The organism is Exiguobacterium sp. U13-1 (assembly GCF_001750115.1).
GTDB lineage: Bacteria > Bacillota > Bacilli > Exiguobacteriales > Exiguobacteriaceae > Exiguobacterium_A > Exiguobacterium_A acetylicum.
Genome location: NZ_CP015731.1, coordinates 500,380 through 520,295 on the forward strand (window position 1 = coordinate 500,380; position 19,916 = coordinate 520,295).

Here is a 19,916-nt window from a genome sequence, read left to right on the forward strand (position 1 = left end):
TCTAATATGGGGAATGTACAACCTAAGTACTTGTGGATGTTGATCTTCATCTTAATGTTGACGAATTTCATGACCGGTGCTTACGCCTTCATGGGTGAGCTCCCAAAGGTCGATTCTCCTAAAATCGTTCAAGACAGCATCGGTGGTCCGCTCGAGGATGTCGTCGCCGAAGTCGGTGATGAGAAAATCACGCGCGCGATGGTCTATCAGACGATGCGAACGGAACAGGAAAAACAGACGATTGATCGTTTGATTCAAGAAGCGGTCGAACGCCAGACGAAGGATGGAAAAAAGCCGGAAGTCAAACGCTTTGATTGACAGATTTCATCCAGTCCGCTGATAATTAGTCTATCGGATTACTTGGAATTCAAGCGGTTCACTAATGAGGAGGAATGGTCATGCGTATTGCGAATTCAGTATTAGATTTAGTCGGTCGGACCCCGATCGTCAAGTTACATCATCTAACGGGTCCTGAGGATGCAGATGTGTATCTGAAATTGGAGTACATGAACCCTGGATCAAGCGTAAAAGACCGGATTGCGTTGGCGATGATTGAGGCGGCAGAAGAAGCGGGTCAACTCAAAGAAGGAGACACGATCATCGAGCCGACGAGTGGGAACACAGGCATCGGACTAGCGATGGTCGCTTCGGCGAAAGGATACCGCGCCATTCTCGTCATGCCGGAAACGATGAGCATGGAGCGCCGGACGTTGCTCCGCGCCTATGGTGCGGAATTGATTTTGACACCGGGTCCTGAAGGAATGAAGGGTGCGATCGCTCGCGCGACAGCGGAAGCAGAAGAACATGGTTACTTCATGCCACAACAATTCAATAACGGCGCCAATCCAGTCGTCCATGAAAAAACGACAGGTCCTGAAATCGTCGAAGCGTTCGAAGGCATGCAACTCGATGCATTCATCGCGGGAATTGGAACGGGTGGAACGATCACCGGTGCTGGTAAAGTGTTACGCGATGCCTTCCAAGGGATTGAAATCATTGCTGTTGAACCAACGGATTCACCTGTCTTATCGGGTGGTAAACCGGGACCGCACAAACTGCAAGGAATCGGTGCTGGATTCGTGCCGTCGATTCTTGATACTGAGATTTATGATGGTGTTGAGCAGATCACGACGGAAGAAGCATTTGATCACGCACGGCGAGCAGCGAAGACGAACGGTGTCTTAGGCGGTATCTCGTCAGGTGCTGCGATTGCAGCAGCGCTCAAGACGGCGAAACGTCTCGGGAAAGGGAAAAACGTTCTCGCGATCATTCCTTCGAATGGGGAGCGGTACTTAAGTACACCGCTGTATCAAATCGAGGAAGAAGCAGACCAATCGAAGTAATCAACTGGACGTACACGGAAGTCATTCGGCTTCCGTGTACTTTTTTGCGTATAATGAGAGCAGAATAGTGTGAAGTGGGGGACGCGTATGCGACAGACGAAATACAAAGCAGTACCATGGACGAAAGAACAATTCTACAATCGATATGTTGAACAGACGAATGGAACAGCGGGACACGTCTGGCTCGAAAGCGGCCGAATCGGACGGTATACGATGGCGGCGACTCGTCCTGTCGGATACGTCCGAACGAAGGACGGGATGACGACGATTGAGACAGATGGAAAAGTCGAGACGTCGACGGCGAATCCGTTTGATGTACTCGAACAGCTCCGCGTCGAACGTGAATCGATCCGACCGGATGGAATGCCACCTTTCTTTGGTGGATTTGCCGGTTACGTCAGTTATGATGCCGTCCGTTATTTAGAAAAGCTACCGGAGCGAGCGATGGATGATTTGCAAACACCCGATCTGTCATTTTACTGGTACGATGAAGTCGCCGTGTTTGATGAGGAAACGAAGCAATTGTTCATTGCCGTAACACGAGACACAGTAGAAGAAGCAGAGCGAGTTCTTGAAACAGAAGTCGCGCGTTGGTGTATCGAGACGGAAGCACCTCAATTTTCAGCGACCGGTTCGTCCGGTGAGCGGGAACGGGCTTTCGGGCAGGAAGCGTTCATGACAGCGGCGCACCGGATTAAATCGTATATTGGGGACGGTGACGTCTTTCAAGTCAATTTGTCCGTCCGCCAACAAGAACCGCTTGGGACGACAGCGGAACATTTGTATGATGTATTACGACAAGTCAATCCTTCTCCGTACATGGGCTACTTTGCGGATGAAGATTTAACACTCGTGTCCGCCTCACCCGAGTTGCTCGTTGAAAAAATCGGTGATGCGTTAGCGACACGCCCGATCGCGGGAACACGGCCACGCGGGAAGGATGAAGCAGAGGATTTACGACTTGCGAAAACCTTACTCGATAACGAAAAAGAACGGGCAGAACATGTGATGCTTGTTGATTTAGAGCGGAATGATTTAGGACGCGTCAGTCGTTATGGTACGGTTCATGTCGATGAGTTGATGGTGATTGAGAAATACTCGCACGTGCAGCACATCGTCTCAAACGTCAGAGGGGAAGTAGCTCCGGAACACTCGGGGAGTCAGGTGCTTGCTGCGATGTTCCCAGGTGGTACGATCACTGGCGCACCAAAAATCCGGACGATGGAAATCATTGAAGAACTGGAACCGGTCCGGCGTGGTATCTATACCGGATCACTTGGCTTCATCAGTTGGGCGGATGATGTCATTTTCAATATCTTGATCCGGACACTCGTCGCAAAAGACGGGATGGCATATGTTCAAGCAGGTGCTGGAGTCGTCACAGATTCGGACGCAGCACGTGAATACGAAGAGTCACTTAGTAAAGCCAAAGCGTTATGGGTGACAAAAGAAACAGCGGAGGGAACGCAATGATTGTATTGATTGATAACTATGATTCCTTTACGTACAACTTAGTCCAGTATTTCGGCGAACTTGGGCAAGACATCCGGGTATTTCGCAACGACGCGATCACGCTTGCGGAAATCGAAGCGTTGCAACCGGATCATCTTGTCATCTCACCGGGTCCCTGTACGCCGAATGAAGCGGGAATCAGTCTAGAAGCGATTGCTTATTTTGCTGGAAAGGTACCGATTTTAGGTGTCTGTTTGGGTCATCAAGCGATCGGTCAAGTATTCGGGGGTAAAGTCGTCCGCGCGAAGGAATTGATGCACGGAAAAGTCTCGCCACTGACGCATGACGGACAAGGCATCTTTGAACGGATCCCACAAGCGACGCCGGTGACACGTTACCACTCGCTCGTCGTTGAACGCGAGACATTCCCGGAAGTACTTGAAGTAACAGCGGAAGCTGGCGGAGAAATCATGGCACTCCGTCACCGGACGTTGCCGATTCTCGGTGTCCAGTTCCATCCGGAAGCGATTTTGACACGAGACGGGAAACAGATGTTAAAAAATTTCTTGGAGTTGACGCATTATGTATCTCTGGCATGACGGAACCATTAAACGAGAAGAAGAGATAAGAATTTCCCCACTCGATCACGGATTCGTCTACGGGATGGGAGTATTCGAGACGTTTCGGACCTATAATGGACATCCGTTTTTGTTCGATGATCATATCGAACGCTTGCGGATGAGTTGTGTCGCACTCGGGATCCAGCTAGGATATGACCGGGAAACCTTACGGCAAGCGATCCAAGATTTATATGACGCATATGAGGCGAACGATTTATACATTCGGTTGAATGTCTCGGCCGGTCCACGCGAGATCGGGTTATCGATCGATCCTTACGATACGCCGACCGTGTTGATCTATGCGAAACCGATCGCTCCGCGAAAACGAGCGGAACGGGCACTCGAGACGATTCGTTTACCGCGTAGTACACCGGAGACGACATACCGCTTGAAGTCGCATCATTACATGAACAATCTAGTGGCGAAACGCCAATTGTTCAATCCGGAAGCAGAAGGGCTGTTTTTGACGAAGGAAGGTCATGTCTGTGAAGGGATTACGTCAAATATTTTTTGGCGTTACGGAAGTACATGGTATACGTCATCGCTTGAGACCGGTGCACTGAACGGAATTACTCGTCAGTTCCTCATGCAACATGTACCGGTCGAAGAACGCCTGGCGTATTTACCACAGCTCGAAGAAGCAGACGAGATCATCTATACGAATTCCGTTCAGGAAGCGGTCGCGATTTCGTCACTTGACGGACGTCCTTTCCCCGGAATCAACGGATTAGGATATGCACAAATCATGACGCTGTTCGATCAATCCGTCGAACATGTGACGACAAGGAGGGAACAACGATGACCTACATCATGGGTATCTTGAATGTGACACCGGACTCCTTTTCGGACGGTGGACAATATGTCGATGTCGAACAAGCGATGCGGCAAGCGCGTCAGCTCATCGCGGACGGAGCGGATGCGATCGATGTCGGTGGAGAGTCGACACGACCGGGTGCAGCGTTCGTATCAGTCGAAGAAGAACTCGCTCGTGTTTTACCGATCATCAAGCGCATCAAACGAGAACTGAACGTCCTCGTGTCGATCGATACGTACAAACCGGTCGTCGCAGAAGCTGCTATTCAAGCAGGAGCGGACATCATCAACGATGTTTGGGGCTCGAAGTGGGGCGATCGTTCGATGGTCAACGTCGCAGCACGATACAGTGTCCCCATCATTTTGATGCATAACCGGGAGACGGCGCATGGGGAAGATATGCTTGCAGAAGTTCGGGCTGACCTTGAGGAATCAATCCGATTAGCGAAACAGGCAGGTGTAGCGGAAGAGCACATTTGGCTCGACCCGGGGATTGGGTTCATGAAGACGCATGAAGAAAACTTGTACCTAATGCGTCATCTATCGATCGTAACGGACTTCGGATATCCAGTTTTACTCGGAACGTCTCGTAAATCGATGATCGGTCTCGCGCTTGGATTACCGACGGAAGAACGAATCGAAGGAACGATTGCGACGGTTTGCTACGGGATTCAACAAGGATGCGACTGGATGCGTGTGCATGATGTCAAAGAAGTCAAACGGGCAGCGCGGATGATGGACATCATGTTGGCTGCGACGAAGGGGGAATAACGGTGGATCGAATTCACGTAACAGGAATGCGTTTTTATGGGTATCACGGTGTATTCGCAGAAGAGACGAAACTCGGTCAACGCTTTAATGTCGACTTATCGATCGGACTTGCATTGGCAGAAGCCGGTCGGACGGATGATTTGACGAAAAGTGTCAATTACGCCGAATTGTATGAAGCGACGAAACGTGTCGTCGAAGGAGAACCGCTCCAACTCGTCGAAGCCTTGGCGGATCGTATCGCAAAAGAAGTCTTTGCGTTAGATGAGCGAATTCAAGAAGCGTCGATCAAGGTCATCAAACCGGATCCGCCGATTGCCGGTCATTATGAACATGTGGCGGTCGAGATCAATCGCCTTCGGGAGGACTATGCATGAAGGAAGCTTATATTGCACTCGGTTCGAACATCGGTGATAAAGCGGCTCACTTAAGAGCAGCGATTGCTCGCCTAAGAGCGTTACCGTCCGTTCATGACGTAAAGACCTCTTCCATTTATGAGACTGTACCTGTCGGGTATCTAGATCAGGATTTATTCTATAATATGGTCGTCGCAGTTCGAACGACGGATGAGGCAGATGTCTTACTTGGACGACTGCAGGAAATTGAACAGCTAGAAGGACGCGAGCGTCTGTTCAAAAATGGACCACGGACGCTTGACTTAGATATTTTGCTGTATGAGGAAGAACGCATTGACCTCGAAGGATTAACCGTTCCGCATCCGCGGATGCAAGAGCGGGCATTCGTTCTCGCACCATTACGTGAGCTCGCAGCAACATTCGTCGTACCTGGTCTTGGGCAAAGTGTCGAGCGGTTGTATCAGCAGTTACCGGAGACAGAACGAAACGGTGTGCGACGCTTAGGTGGTCTTTTAGAAGCGGAGGAACAATAATGGAATTTAACATTGGCGATGTCAAACTGAAGAATCAAGTCATCTTGGCGCCGATGGCAGGCGTCTGTAATCCGGCGTTTCGATTAATCGCAAAAGAATTCGGTGCAGGACTTGTCTGTGCGGAGATGGTCAGCGATAAAGGCATCTTGTATGAGAACGAACGGACGCTACAGATGCTCTATGTGGATGAGCGGGAAAAACCGCTGAGTCTTCAAATCTATGGTGGTTCAAAAGAGACGCTCGTTCAAGCAGCACGATATGTCGAAGCGAACACGAATGCCGACATCATTGATATCAATATGGGCTGTCCGGTTCCGAAAGTCACGAAAAGTGATGCTGGAGCGAAATGGTTGCTTGATCCCGATAAGGTGTATGAGATGGTCCATGCGGTAACGCAAGCGATCGATAAACCGGTGACGGTCAAGATGCGGACCGGCTGGGACAGTCATCACATCTATTGTGTCGATAATGTCAAAGCGGCAGAAGCGGGTGGTGCGAAAGCCGTTGCCATCCACGGGCGAACACGTTCTCAAAAGTACGAAGGTGTCGCAGACTGGAACATCATTGGGGAAGCCAAAAAAGCGGTCAACATTCCAATCATCGGAAATGGAGATGTTCAGACTCCGCAAGATGCAAAACGGATGATTGACGAGATCGGCGTCGACGGTGTCATGATCGGACGGGCAGCTCTCGGGAACCCATGGATGTTGTATCAGACGATCCAGTATCTCGAATCAGGAACGCTTCCGGCAGAACCGACAGCGCGCGAGAAGATTGATATTTGTCTTTTGCACGCCACGCGACTGGTCGCGCTAAAGGGAGAAGAACTCGCCGTGCGCGAAATGCGGACACACGTCGCTTGGTACTTGAAAGGAATGAAGGGGAACGGTCGCGTTCGCAATGCGTTGTTTAATATCGATACGCACGCGGGACTCGTTGAACTCTTACAGCAGTACTTGCGGACACTCGAAGAAGACGTAGCATATGCCTAACAGGTAAAGTATGGTCGGACAGAGTCGTTTTGTGGTACGCTAGTTGCATTGAAGATGAGCGTATCGGTTTTCTAAAGGGCTGTCGGTCATTCCGGCAGCTTTTTATTCGAGAGAATCGTCGTGAACCATTATTAAAAGGAGTGAAGACAGTGAGTCAGGATATGGAAATGAACGATCAAATGCAGGTGCGTCTCGGTAAGATGAACGCCATGCGTGAACAAGGTCTCGATCCATTCGGCGCACGTTTTGAACGTTCGACGGATACTGCGAGCATTCGTGCATCATTTGGTGAACATACAAAAGAAGAGTTGGCTGAACTGAAACCGGAAGTTGCCATCGCGGGTCGTGTCATGACGACACGTCGTAAAGGAAAGGTTGGCTTTACGAACGTCCAGGATGTACAAGGTCAAATTCAGTTGTATGTCCGTAAAGATGATGTCGGTGAAGATGCCTATGAGATCTATAAGACATGTGACTTAGGTGACATCGTCGGGATCCAAGGTTACGTGTTCAAGACGAATGTTGGTGAACTCTCTGTTCACGTCACAGCATTTACGTTATTAACGAAAGCGTTACGTCCACTTCCGGATAAATATCACGGATTAAAAGATATCGAACAACGTTACCGTCAGCGTTACCTCGACCTTATTACGAACCAAGAATCACGTGAGACATTCATCGCACGGAGTAAAGTCATTCGTGGAATCCGTCAATATCTCGATAACCTCGGATACTTGGAAGTCGAAACACCAATGTTGCACACGATTGCGGGTGGAGCATCGGCTCGTCCGTTCATCACGCATCATAATGCACTTGACATGACGCTTTACATGCGGATTGCGATCGAGCTCCATTTGAAACGTTTGATCGTCGGTGGACTTGAGAAAGTCTACGAAATCGGTCGTGTGTTCCGTAATGAAGGAATCTCAACACGCCATAACCCAGAATTCACGATGATCGAACTCTATGAAGCGTATGCGGATTATAAAGACATCATGAACTTAACAGAGAATCTGATCGCTCACGTCGCACAAGAAGTACTCGGTACGACACAAGTCACTTACGGAGAAGACGTCATCGATCTATCTGTCGGTTGGAAACGAGCACACATGGTAGATCTCGTTAAAGAAGCGACAGGTGTCGACTTCTTCGAACAGATTTCAAACGAACGTGCTCTTGAACTGGCACATGAACACGGTGTTGAAGTCCAGTCGCACATGACGACGGGACATATCTTGAATGAGTTCTTCGAACAAAAAGTAGAAGAAACACTCGTCCAACCAACATTCGTCTATGGTCACCCTGTTGAAGTATCACCGCTGGCGAAGAAAAATCCAGAGGATCCACGTTTTACGGATCGCTTTGAATTGTTCATCGTCCGTCGTGAGCATGCGAATGCCTTCACGGAATTGAACGATCCAATCGATCAACGTGAACGTTTCGAAGCACAACTCGTCGAAAAAGAAGCAGGAAACGACGAAGCACATGAAATGGATACAGACTTCATTGAAGCACTCGAGTACGGTATGCCGCCAACGGGTGGTCTTGGAATCGGGATCGATCGTCTCGTCATGCTGTTGACGAATGCGCCATCGATTCGTGATGTGTTACTCTTCCCGACGATGCGTCATCAACAAAATTAATGAGTAGAGCTCCGTTTCTTCTATACCTTATAGAAGGAACGGAGCGTTCTTTTTGAAGTCAATGTAGGGATAAACGAGTCAAAAAACGGGTAAATGAAAGTTTTTAAATGTTTTTCTAATAAAATGCTTGTACGATTCAAAAAGCCATGGTATATTACTTCTTGTGCCGCGAATGGTCGTGACACACAAAAATAAATATCAAAAAAGTTGTTGACAATCGAGTTGATAACTTGTTAAGATATTAAAGTCGCTGAAAACGACACGACGAACTTTGAAAACTGAACGATGAGGCAAAAAACGTATTCTACGGAATACAAACATGAATGAAGCGCAAGCTTCGTCAATCGTGACTTCGGTCACAAAAACGAGCAAGTCAAACACTTCATGGAGAGTTTGATCCTGGCTCAGGACGAACGCTGGCGGCGTGCCTAATACATGCAAGTCGAGCGCAGGAAACTGACGGAACTCTTCGGAGGGAAGGCAGTGGAATGAGCGGCGGACGGGTGAGTAACACGTAAGGAACCTGCCTCAAGGATTGGGATAACTCCGAGAAATCGGAGCTAATACCGGATAGTTCAACGGACCGCATGGTCCGCTGATGAAAGGCGCTCCGGCGTCACCTTGAGATGGCCTTGCGGTGCATTAGCTAGTTGGTGAGGTAACGGCCCACCAAGGCGACGATGCATAGCCGACCTGAGAGGGTGATCGGCCACACTGGGACTGAGACACGGCCCAGACTCCTACGGGAGGCAGCAGTAGGGAATCTTCCACAATGGACGAAAGTCTGATGGAGCAACGCCGCGTGAGTGATGAAGGTTTTCGGATCGTAAAACTCTGTTGTAAGGGAAGAACACGTACGAGAGGTAATGCTCGTACCTTGACGGTACCTTACGAGAAAGCCACGGCTAACTACGTGCCAGCAGCCGCGGTAATACGTAGGTGGCAAGCGTTGTCCGGAATTATTGGGCGTAAAGCGCGCGCAGGCGGCCTTTTAAGTCTGATGTGAAAGCCCCCGGCTCAACCGGGGAGGGCCATTGGAAACTGGAAGGCTTGAGTACAGAAGAGAAGAGTGGAATTCCACGTGTAGCGGTGAAATGCGTAGAGATGTGGAGGAACACCAGTGGCGAAGGCGACTCTTTGGTCTGTAACTGACGCTGAGGCGCGAAAGCGTGGGGAGCAAACAGGATTAGATACCCTGGTAGTCCACGCCGTAAACGATGAGTGCTAGGTGTTGGGGGGTTTCCGCCCCTCAGTGCTGAAGCTAACGCATTAAGCACTCCGCCTGGGGAGTACGGCCGCAAGGCTGAAACTCAAAGGAATTGACGGGGACCCGCACAAGCGGTGGAGCATGTGGTTTAATTCGAAGCAACGCGAAGAACCTTACCAACTCTTGACATCCCATTGACCGCTTGAGAGATCAAGTTTTCCCTTCGGGGACAATGGTGACAGGTGGTGCATGGTTGTCGTCAGCTCGTGTCGTGAGATGTTGGGTTAAGTCCCGCAACGAGCGCAACCCCTATCCTTAGTTGCCAGCATTTAGTTGGGCACTCTAGGGAGACTGCCGGTGACAAACCGGAGGAAGGTGGGGATGACGTCAAATCATCATGCCCCTTATGAGTTGGGCTACACACGTGCTACAATGGACGGTACAAAGGGCAGCGAGACCGCGAGGTGGAGCCAATCCCATAAAGCCGTTCCCAGTTCGGATTGCAGGCTGCAACTCGCCTGCATGAAGTCGGAATCGCTAGTAATCGCAGGTCAGCATACTGCGGTGAATACGTTCCCGGGTCTTGTACACACCGCCCGTCACACCACGAGAGTTTGCAACACCCGAAGCCGGTGAGGTAACCGCAAGGAGCCAGCCGTCGAAGGTGGGGTAGATGATTGGGGTGAAGTCGTAACAAGGTAGCCGTATCGGAAGGTGCGGCTGGATCACCTCCTTTCTAAGGAAAACGTCCCTTACGGGACATGCCCATCGTTCAGTTTTGAGAGCTCGTCTCTCAGTCTCGATAGAGACACTCGCACCTTGAAAACTGAAGACATCAACAAGACATCAAACTTTTAATTAACCATGTCATTTAAGACGTGTGTTCTTAGAATACCAACGCTAGATCAAGGTATGAAGGGCGTACGGTGGATGCCTTGGCACTAGGAGCCGATGAAGGACGCGACGAACAGCGATATGCTTCGGGGAGCAGTAAGTATGCTTTGATCCGAAGATTTCCGAATGGGGGAACCCACCATCTGTAATGGGATGGGACATGTTACGTGAATACATAGCGTAGCGTGAGGCAGACCCGGGGAACTGAAACATCTAAGTACCCGGAGGAAGAGAAAGCAAATGCGATTCCCTGAGTAGCGGCGAGCGAAACGGGAACAGCCCAAACCGAAGAGCATGCTCTTCGGGGTTGTAGGACACTCTATACGGAGTCAAAAAGGAAGACAGTAGGTGAAGGACCTGGAAAGGTCGGCCGAAGAAGGTGACAGCCCTGTAGCTGAAACTGTTTTCCCTCCAGAGTGGATCCTGAGTACGGCGGGACACGTGAAACCCCGTCGGAATCCGGGAGGACCATCTCCCAAGGCTAAATACTCCCTAGTGACCGATAGTGAACCAGTACCGTGAGGGAAAGGTGAAAAGCACCCCGGAAGGGGAGTGAAATAGATCCTGAAACCGTATGCCTACAAGTAGTCAGAGCCCGTTAACGGGTGATGGCGTGCCTTTTGTAGAATGAACCGGCGAGTTACGATAACGCGCGAGGTTAAGCCGATGAGGCGGAGCCGTAGCGAAAGCGAGTCTGAACAGGGCGTTCAGTGCGTTGTCGTAGACCCGAAACCAGGTGATCTACCCATGTCCAGGATGAAGGTTAGGTAACACTGACTGGAGGTCCGAACCCACGCACGTTGAAAAGTGCGGGGATGAGGTGTGGGTAGCGGTGAAATGCCAATCGAACCTGGAGATAGCTGGTTCTCCCCGAAATAGCTTTAGGGCTAGCCTCGAGGTTGAGAGTTCTGGAGGTAGAGCACTGATTGGACTAGGGGCCCCCACAGGGTTACCGAATTCAGTTAAACTCCGAATGCCAGCAACTTATACTCGGGAGTCAGACTGCGAGTGATAAGATCCGTAGTCAAGAGGGAAACAGCCCAGACCGCCAGCTAAGGTCCCAAAGTGTATGTTAAGTGGAAAAGGATGTGGCGCTGCCTAGACAGCTAGGATGTTGGCTTAGAAGCAGCCACCATTCAAAGAGTGCGTAATAGCTCACTAGTCGAGTGGCGCCGCGCCGAAAATGTAACGGGGCTAAACATACCACCGAAGCTGCGGATTCCGTAAGGAATGGTAGGGGAGCGTTCCAAACCGCTGTGAAGCTGTACCGGAAGGAGCAGTGGAGCGTTTGGAAGTGAGAATGCCGGTGTGAGTAGCGAAAAGAGGGGTGAGAATCCCCTCCGTCGAAAGCCCAAGGTTTCCTGAGGAAGGCTCGTCCGCTCAGGGTTAGTCTGGACCTAAGCCGAGGCCGAAAGGCGTAGGCGATGGATAACAGGTTGATATTCCTGTACCGCCGATCCACCGTTTGAACAATGGGGGGACGCAGGAGGATAGTGACGCATGCGGATGGAAGTGCATGTGCAAGTTTCAAGACCGTCTGATTGGCAAATCCGTCAGGCATCAAAGTCAAGGAACGACGCGGAGTCCCGTAGGGACGTAGGTCACGATTTCACACTGCCAAGAAAAGCCTCTAGTGAGGTGGAAGGCGCCAGTACCGTAAACCGACACAGGTAGGCGAGATGAGAATTCTAAGACGCGCGGGATAACTCTCGTTAAGGAACTCGGCAAAATGGTCCCGTAACTTCGGGAGAAGGGACGCTCTACATGAGTAGAGCCGCAGTGAATAGGCCCAAACGACTGTTTAGCAAAAACACAGGTCTCTGCTAAATCGCAAGATGACGTATAGGGGCTGACGCCTGCCCGGTGCTGGAAGGTTAAGGGGATGGGTTAGCGCAAGCGAAGCTTTGAACCGAAGCCCCAGTAAACGGCGGCCGTAACTATAACGGTCCTAAGGTAGCGAAATTCCTTGTCGGGTAAGTTCCGACCCGCACGAAAGGCGTAACGATTTGGGCACTGTCTCAACGAGAGACCCGGTGAAATCATAGTACCTGTGAAGATGCAGGTTACCCGCGACAGGACGGAAAGACCCCATGGAGCTTTACTACAGCCTGATATTGAGGCTTTGTGCATGATGTACAGGATAGGCGGGAGACGTCGAGCCCGGAGCGCCAGCTTCGGAGGAGTCACCCTTGGGATACCGCCCTTCATGCATAGAGTCTCTAACTCGCAGCCGTGATCCGGCTGGAGGACCGTGTCAGGCGGGTAGTTTGACTGGGGCGGTCGCCTCCTAAACAGTAACGGAGGCGCCCAAAGGTTCCCTCAGAATGGTTGGAAATCATTCGTAGAGCGCAAAGGCAGAAGGGAGCTTGACTGCGAGACCTACAAGTCGAGCAGGGACGAAAGTCGGGCTTAGTGATCCGGTGGTTCCGCATGGAAGGGCCATCGCTCAACGGATAAAAGCTACCCTGGGGATAACAGGCTGATCTCCCCCAAGAGTCCACATCGACGGGGAGGTTTGGCACCTCGATGTCGGCTCATCGCATCCTGGGGCTGGAGTAGGTCCCAAGGGTTGGGCTGTTCGCCCATTAAAGCGGTACGCGAGCTGGGTTCAGAACGTCGTGAGACAGTTCGGTCCCTATCCGTCGTGGGCGCAGGAAATTTGAGGAGAGCTGTCCTTAGTACGAGAGGACCGGGATGGACGCACCGCTGGTGTACCAGTTGTTCCGCCAGGAGCATCGCTGGGTAGCTACGTGCGGACGGGATAAATGCTGAAAGCATCTAAGCATGAAGCCCCCTCCAAGATGAGATTTCCCTTTGAGTAATCAAGAAAGACCCCTCAGAGACGATGAGGTAGATAGGTCACGGGTGGAAGCATGGCGACATGTGGAGCTGAGTGATACTAATCGGTCGAGGCCTTGTTCTAGCAGATGCATTGTTGATGACTTCAGTTTTGAGGGCGCGAGCCTTTCAAAAAAACGAAAAAAAGTCTTGACGTTATGTGAACATAATGTTAAGATAATAAATGTCTGGTGGCGATAGCCAAGTGGTCACACCCGTTCCCATGCCGAACACGGAAGTTAAGCACTTGAACGCCGAAAGTAGTTGGGGGCTTCCCCCTGTGAGGATAGGACGCTGCCAGGCGATACATATGGAGGATTAGCTCAGCTGGGAGAGCACCTGCCTTACAAGCAGGGGGTCGGCGGTTCGATCCCGTCATCCTCCACCATTTTTTATTACACTTGCCGGTGTAGCTCAGCTGGTAGAGCAACTGACTTGTAATCAGTAGGTCGCGGGTTCGACTCCTGTTGCCGGCACCATCTTTATCTTCAATGATCACCAGAATTCAATTATGAATGAAGGTTCTACCTTTTATATCCCTGCCGGGGTGGCGGAACTGGTAGACGCACAGGACTTAAAATCCTGCGGGGGTTTCCCCGTGCCGGTTCGATTCCGGCCCTCGGTACCATTTTCATTTTGATGTTTGCTGTTTGATCCTTATATTCCGCACCCTTAGCTCAGCTGGATAGAGTACTTGACTACGAATCAAGGGGTCGGGAGTTCGAATCTCTCAGGGTGCATTTTCGGGAAGTAGCTCAGCTTGGTAGAGCACTTGGTTTGGGACCAAGGGGTCGCAGGTTCGAATCCTGTCTTCCCGACCATCTTCAATTTCATCCCTTTAATGGGGCCTTAGCTCAGCTGGGAGAGCGCCTGCCTTGCACGCAGGAGGTCAGCGGTTCGATCCCGCTAGGCTCCACCATTTTTATGACGAACTTTGAAAACTGAACGATGAGGCAAAAATCGTATTCTACGGAATACAAACATGAATGAAGCGCAAGCTTCGTCAATCGTGACTTCGGTCACAAAAACGAGCAAGTCAAACACTTCATGGAGAGTTTGATCCTGGCTCAGGACGAACGCTGGCGGCGTGCCTAATACATGCAAGTCGAGCGCAGGAAACTGACGGAACTCTTCGGAGGGAAGGCAGCGGAATGAGCGGCGGACGGGTGAGTAACACGTAAGGAACCTGCCTCAAGGATTGGGATAACTCCGAGAAATCGGAGCTAATACCGGATAGTTCAACGGACCGCATGGTCCGCTGATGAAAGGCGCTCCGGCGTCACCTTGAGATGGCCTTGCGGTGCATTAGCTAGTTGGTGGGGTAACGGCCCACCAAGGCGACGATGCATAGCCGACCTGAGAGGGTGATCGGCCACACTGGGACTGAGACACGGCCCAGACTCCTACGGGAGGCAGCAGTAGGGAATCTTCCACAATGGACGAAAGTCTGATGGAGCAACGCCGCGTGAGTGATGAAGGTTTTCGGATCGTAAAACTCTGTTGTAAGGGAAGAACACGTACGAGAGGTAATGCTCGTACCTTGACGGTACCTTACGAGAAAGCCACGGCTAACTACGTGCCAGCAGCCGCGGTAATACGTAGGTGGCAAGCGTTGTCCGGAATTATTGGGCGTAAAGCGCGCGCAGGCGGCCTTTTAAGTCTGATGTGAAAGCCCCCGGCTCAACCGGGGAGGGCCATTGGAAACTGGAAGGCTTGAGTACAGAAGAGAAGAGTGGAATTCCACGTGTAGCGGTGAAATGCGTAGAGATGTGGAGGAACACCAGTGGCGAAGGCGACTCTTTGGTCTGTAACTGACGCTGAGGCGCGAAAGCGTGGGGAGCAAACAGGATTAGATACCCTGGTAGTCCACGCCGTAAACGATGAGTGCTAGGTGTTGGGGGGTTTCCGCCCCTCAGTGCTGAAGCTAACGCATTAAGCACTCCGCCTGGGGAGTACGGCCGCAAGGCTGAAACTCAAAGGAATTGACGGGGACCCGCACAAGCGGTGGAGCATGTGGTTTAATTCGAAGCAACGCGAAGAACCTTACCAACTCTTGACATCCCATTGACCGCTTGAGAGATCAAGTTTTCCCTTCGGGGACAATGGTGACAGGTGGTGCATGGTTGTCGTCAGCTCGTGTCGTGAGATGTTGGGTTAAGTCCCGCAACGAGCGCAACCCCTATCCTTAGTTGCCAGCATTGAGTTGGGCACTCTAGGGAGACTGCCGGTGACAAACCGGAGGAAGGTGGGGATGACGTCAAATCATCATGCCCCTTATGAGTTGGGCTACACACGTGCTACAATGGACGGTACAAAGGGCAGCGAGACCGCGAGGTGGAGCCAATCCCATAAAGCCGTTCCCAGTTCGGATTGCAGGCTGCAACTCGCCTGCATGAAGTCGGAATCGCTAGTAATCGCAGGTCAGCATACTGCGGTGAATACGTTCCCGGGTCTTGTACACACCGCCCGTCACACCACGAGAGTTTGCAACACCCGAAGCCGGTGAGGTAACCGTAAGGAGCCAGCCGTCGAAGGTGGGGTAGATGATTGGGGTGAAGTCGTAACAAGGTAGCCGTATCGGAAGGTGCGGCTGGATCACCTCCTTTCTAAGGAAAACGTCCCTTACGGGACATGCCCATCGTTCAGTTTTGAGAGCTCGTCTCTCACGTCTCGATAGAGACACTCGCACCTTGAAAACTGAAGACATCAACAAGACATCAAACTTTTAATTAACCATGTCATTTAAGACGTGTGTTCTTAGAATACCAACGCTAGATCAAGGTATGAAGGGCGTACGGTGGATGCCTTGGCACTAGGAGCCGATGAAGGACGCGACGAACAGCGATATGCTTCGGGGAGCAGTAAGTATGCTTTGATCCGAAGATTTCCGAATGGGGGAACCCACCATCTGTAATGGGATGGGACATGTTACGTGAATACATAGCGTAGCGTGAGGCAGACCCGGGGAACTGAAACATCTAAGTACCCGGAGGAAGAGAAAGCAAATGCGATTCCCTGAGTAGCGGCGAGCGAAACGGGAACAGCCCAAACCGAAGAGCATGCTCTTCGGGGTTGTAGGACACTCTATACGGAGTCAAAAAGGAAGACAGTAGGTGAAGGACCTGGAAAGGTCGGCCGAAGAAGGTGACAGCCCTGTAGCTGAAACTGTTTTCTCTCCAGAGTGGATCCTGAGTACGGCGGGACACGTGAAACCCCGTCGGAATCCGGGAGGACCATCTCCCAAGGCTAAATACTCCCTAGTGACCGATAGTGAACCAGTACCGTGAGGGAAAGGTGAAAAGCACCCCGGAAGGGGAGTGAAATAGATCCTGAAACCGTATGCCTACAAGTAGTCAGAGCCCGTTAACGGGTGATGGCGTGCCTTTTGTAGAATGAACCGGCGAGTTACGATAACGCGCGAGGTTAAGCCGATGAGGCGGAGCCGTAGCGAAAGCGAGTCTGAACAGGGCGTTCAGTGCGTTGTCGTAGACCCGAAACCAGGTGATCTACCCATGTCCAGGATGAAGGTCAGGTAACACTGACTGGAGGTCCGAACCCACGCACGTTGAAAAGTGCGGGGATGAGGTGTGGGTAGCGGTGAAATGCCAATCGAACCTGGAGATAGCTGGTTCTCCCCGAAATAGCTTTAGGGCTAGCCTCGAGGTTGAGAGTTCTGGAGGTAGAGCACTGATTGGACTAGGGGCCCCCACAGGGTTACCGAATTCAGTTAAACTCCGAATGCCAGCAACTTATACTCGGGAGTCAGACTGCGAGTGATAAGATCCGTAGTCAAGAGGGAAACAGCCCAGACCGCCAGCTAAGGTCCCAAAGTGTATGTTAAGTGGAAAAGGATGTGGCGCTGCCTAGACAGCTAGGATGTTGGCTTAGAAGCAGCCACCATTCAAAGAGTGCGTAATAGCTCACTAGTCGAGTGGCGCCGCGCCGAAAATGTAACGGGGCTAAACATACCACCGAAGCTGCGGATTCCGTAAGGAATGGTAGGGGAGCGTTCCAAACCGCTGTGAAGCTGTACCGGAAGGAGCAGTGGAGCGTTTGGAAGTGAGAATGCCGGTGTGAGTAGCGAAAAGAGGGGTGAGAATCCCCTCCGTCGAAAGCCCAAGGTTTCCTGAGGAAGGCTCGTCCGCTCAGGGTTAGTCTGGACCTAAGCCGAGGCCGAAAGGCGTAGGCGATGGATAACAGGTTGATATTCCTGTACCGCCGATCCACCGTTTGAACAATGGGGGGACGCAGGAGGATAGTGACGCATGCGGATGGAAGTGCATGTGCAAGTTTCAAGACCGTCTGATTGGCAAATCCGTCAGGCACCAAAGTCAAGGAACGATGCGGAGTCCCGTAGGGACGTAGGTCACGATTTCACACTGCCAAGAAAAGCCTCTAGTGAGGGGGAAGGCGCCAGTACCGTAAACCGACACAGGTAGGCGAGATGAGAATTCTAAGACGCGCGGGATAACTCTCGTTAAGGAACTCGGCAAAATGGTCCCGTAACTTCGGGAGAAGGGACGCTCTACATGAGTAGAGCCGCAGTGAATAGGCCCAAACGACTGTTTAGCAAAAACACAGGTCTCTGCTAAATCGCAAGATGACGTATAGGGGCTGACGCCTGCCCGGTGCTGGAAGGTTAAGGGGATGGGTTAGCGCAAGCGAAGCTTTGAACCGAAGCCCCAGTAAACGGCGGCCGTAACTATAACGGTCCTAAGGTAGCGAAATTCCTTGTCGGGTAAGTTCCGACCCGCACGAAAGGCGTAACGATTTGGGCACTGTCTCAACGAGAGACCCGGTGAAATCATAGTACCTGTGAAGATGCAGGTTACCCGCGACAGGACGGAAAGACCCCATGGAGCTTTACTACAGCCTGATATTGAGGCTTTGTGCATGATGTACAGGATAGGCGGGAGACGTCGAGCCCGGAGCGCCAGCTTCGGAGGAGTCACCCTTGGGATACCGCCCTTCATGCATAGAGTCTCTAACTCGCAGCCGTGATCCGGCTGGAGGACCGTGTCAGGCGGGTAGTTTGACTGGGGCGGTCGCCTCCTAAACAGTAACGGAGGCGCCCAAAGGTTCCCTCAGAATGGTTGGAAATCATTCGTAGAGCGCAAAGGCAGAAGGGAGCTTGACTGCGAGACCTACAAGTCGAGCAGGGACGAAAGTCGGGCTTAGTGATCCGGTGGTTCCGCATGGAAGGGCCATCGCTCAACGGATAAAAGCTACCCTGGGGATAACAGGCTGATCTCCCCCAAGAGTCCACATCGACGGGGAGGTTTGGCACCTCGATGTCGGCTCATCGCATCCTGGGGCTGGAGTAGGTCCCAAGGGTTGGGCTGTTCGCCCATTAAAGCGGTACGCGAGCTGGGTTCAGAACGTCGTGAGACAGTTCGGTCCCTATCCGTCGTGGGCGCAGGAAATTTGAGGAGAGCTGTCCTTAGTACGAGAGGACCGGGATGGACGCACCGCTGGTGTACCAGTTGTTCCGCCAGGAGCATCGCTGGGTAGCTACGTGCGGACGGGATAAATGCTGAAAGCATCTAAGCATGAAGCCCCCTCCAAGATGAGATTTCCCTTTGAGTAATCAAGAAAGACCCCTCAGAGACGATGAGGTAGATAGGTCACGGGTGGAAGCATGGCGACATGTGGAGCTGAGTGATACTAATCGGTCGAGGCCTTGTTCTAGCAGATGCTTGTTGATGACTTCAGTTTTGAGGGCGCGAGCCCATCGTCTGGTGACGATAGCCAAGTGGTCACACCCGTTCCCATGCCGAACACGGAAGTTAAGCACTTGAACGCCGAAAGTAGTTGGGGGCTTCCCCCTGTGAGGATAGGACGTTGCCAGGCACTTGACCGATCTGCAGATTGCAGGTCGGTCTTTTTGTGTTTTATAAAAAGCCTTATCAGTTGCATTTCTTTTTTTAGATGATTACTATTAAATCAAACAATAGTCAAAGATGGTCAGAGAGGTGGTGCCAATGCAAAACATCACAGATATCATCGAAGCCTATTTAAAGCAAATTTTACACGACGAAAAGACGATTGAAATCAAACGTCAAGAAATTGCACAGCGTTTTGACTGTGTTCCATCACAAATCAACTACGTCATCAATACTCGTTTTACGGTCGAAAAGGGTTATTTCGTTGAAAGTAAACGGGGTGGCGGTGGATACATTCGGATTCAAAAAATCGTTGTGCTCGATAGTCACGATCTATTAGATGAAGTCAGTTCATGGATCGATGATCATTTGACGGAACAAGCTGCAGAAGATTATTTGATTCGTTTGATGAACGAACAATTACTGACGCGGCGGGAAGCTATTTTGATTCAATCGCTGTTGCAAAAAGAGAGTTTGCCAATGGCGGTCGAAGATCAACACCGGATGCGTGCCCACTTGATGCGGACGCTTCTTCAAACCATGAAGCGACTCTAGTCGTCGGACATTGGAGGAAT

At 51.3% G+C, this 19,916-nt stretch carries 11 protein-coding genes, 6 tRNA genes and 6 rRNA genes; all 23 read left to right on the forward strand.

Features of this window, described 5'->3' with window-relative positions; translation table 11 throughout:
• Positions 1-36 precede the first annotated feature (36 nt).
• The 23 genes from ESP131_RS02605 (at position 37) to ESP131_RS02715 (ending at position 19,896) form a co-directional block, all read left to right on the forward strand.
• Entirely contained in the window at positions 37-318 is a 282-nt protein-coding gene (locus ESP131_RS02605; RefSeq protein WP_231925671.1) for a SurA N-terminal domain-containing protein, read from the forward strand.
• An 80-nt stretch (positions 319-398) separates the two neighbouring features.
• Entirely contained in the window at positions 399-1,343 is a 945-nt protein-coding gene (cysK, locus tag ESP131_RS02610) for a cysteine synthase A (RefSeq protein ID WP_029343063.1), read from the forward strand.
• Between the two features lie 87 nt (positions 1,344-1,430).
• Positions 1,431-2,816 (forward strand): anthranilate synthase component I family protein, encoded by a 1,386-nt coding sequence (locus ESP131_RS02615; RefSeq protein WP_029343064.1) that lies wholly within the window; start codon positions 1,431-1,433, stop codon positions 2,814-2,816.
• On the forward strand, positions 2,813-3,394 hold the full coding sequence (locus ESP131_RS02620; protein WP_029343065.1) for an anthranilate synthase component II: 582 nt from the start codon (positions 2,813-2,815) through the stop codon (positions 3,392-3,394). The genes ESP131_RS02615 and ESP131_RS02620 overlap by 4 nt, the downstream gene beginning before the upstream one ends.
• Positions 3,378-4,217, forward strand: a complete 840-nt coding sequence (locus tag ESP131_RS02625; RefSeq protein WP_069940143.1) for an aminotransferase class IV — start codon at positions 3,378-3,380, stop codon at positions 4,215-4,217. The genes ESP131_RS02620 and ESP131_RS02625 overlap by 17 nt, the downstream gene beginning before the upstream one ends.
• Positions 4,214-4,999, forward strand: coding sequence for a dihydropteroate synthase (gene folP / locus ESP131_RS02630; protein WP_029343067.1), 786 nt, complete (start codon positions 4,214-4,216; stop codon positions 4,997-4,999). Before ESP131_RS02625 ends, folP begins: the two co-directional genes overlap by 4 nt.
• A gap of 2 nt (positions 5,000-5,001) precedes the next feature.
• On the forward strand, positions 5,002-5,373 hold the full coding sequence (gene folB, locus ESP131_RS02635; RefSeq protein WP_029343068.1) for a dihydroneopterin aldolase: 372 nt from the start codon (positions 5,002-5,004) through the stop codon (positions 5,371-5,373).
• The gene (folK, locus tag ESP131_RS02640) at positions 5,370-5,885 is read left to right on the forward strand and encodes a 2-amino-4-hydroxy-6-hydroxymethyldihydropteridine diphosphokinase (protein WP_047392671.1); all 516 of its coding nucleotides are present in this window, start codon (positions 5,370-5,372) and stop codon (positions 5,883-5,885) included. The genes folB and folK overlap by 4 nt, the downstream gene beginning before the upstream one ends.
• Positions 5,885-6,877 (forward strand): tRNA dihydrouridine synthase DusB, encoded by a 993-nt coding sequence (dusB, locus tag ESP131_RS02645; RefSeq protein ID WP_069940144.1) that lies wholly within the window; start codon positions 5,885-5,887, stop codon positions 6,875-6,877. Before folK ends, dusB begins: the two co-directional genes overlap by 1 nt.
• 161 nt (positions 6,878-7,038) lie before the next feature.
• Complete coding sequence (gene lysS, locus ESP131_RS02650; RefSeq protein ID WP_148661999.1) at positions 7,039-8,520, forward strand: lysine--tRNA ligase; 1,482 nt, start codon at positions 7,039-7,041, stop codon at positions 8,518-8,520.
• A 381-nt stretch (positions 8,521-8,901) separates the two neighbouring features.
• Positions 8,902-10,463, forward strand: a 16S ribosomal RNA gene (locus ESP131_RS02655).
• 167 nt (positions 10,464-10,630) lie between these two features.
• Positions 10,631-13,544, forward strand: a 23S ribosomal RNA gene (locus tag ESP131_RS02660).
• Positions 13,545-13,646: 102 nt separating this feature from the next.
• A 5S ribosomal RNA gene (gene rrf, locus ESP131_RS02665) occupies positions 13,647-13,762 on the forward strand.
• 9 nt (positions 13,763-13,771) lie between these two features.
• Positions 13,772-13,847: transfer RNA gene (locus tag ESP131_RS02670), tRNA-Val, on the forward strand.
• Between the two features lie 15 nt (positions 13,848-13,862).
• Positions 13,863-13,938, forward strand: a tRNA-Thr gene (locus ESP131_RS02675).
• Between the two features lie 62 nt (positions 13,939-14,000).
• A tRNA-Leu gene (locus tag ESP131_RS02680) sits at positions 14,001-14,087 on the forward strand.
• Between the two features lie 38 nt (positions 14,088-14,125).
• Positions 14,126-14,199: transfer RNA gene (locus tag ESP131_RS02685), tRNA-Arg, on the forward strand.
• A 4-nt stretch (positions 14,200-14,203) separates the two neighbouring features.
• Positions 14,204-14,280 (forward strand) — tRNA-Pro (locus ESP131_RS02690).
• A gap of 22 nt (positions 14,281-14,302) precedes the next feature.
• Positions 14,303-14,378 (forward strand) — tRNA-Ala (locus tag ESP131_RS02695).
• A gap of 125 nt (positions 14,379-14,503) precedes the next feature.
• Positions 14,504-16,065, forward strand: a 16S ribosomal RNA gene (locus ESP131_RS02700).
• Positions 16,066-16,233: 168 nt separating this feature from the next.
• Positions 16,234-19,147, forward strand: a 23S ribosomal RNA gene (locus ESP131_RS02705).
• A gap of 46 nt (positions 19,148-19,193) precedes the next feature.
• A 5S ribosomal RNA gene (gene rrf / locus ESP131_RS02710) occupies positions 19,194-19,309 on the forward strand.
• The 16S, 23S and 5S rRNA genes sit together here with 6 tRNA genes alongside, the layout of an rRNA operon.
• Before the next feature lie 131 nt (positions 19,310-19,440).
• The gene (locus ESP131_RS02715; protein ID WP_029343072.1) at positions 19,441-19,896 is read left to right on the forward strand and encodes a CtsR family transcriptional regulator; all 456 of its coding nucleotides are present in this window, start codon (positions 19,441-19,443) and stop codon (positions 19,894-19,896) included.
• Positions 19,897-19,916 lie beyond the last annotated feature (20 nt).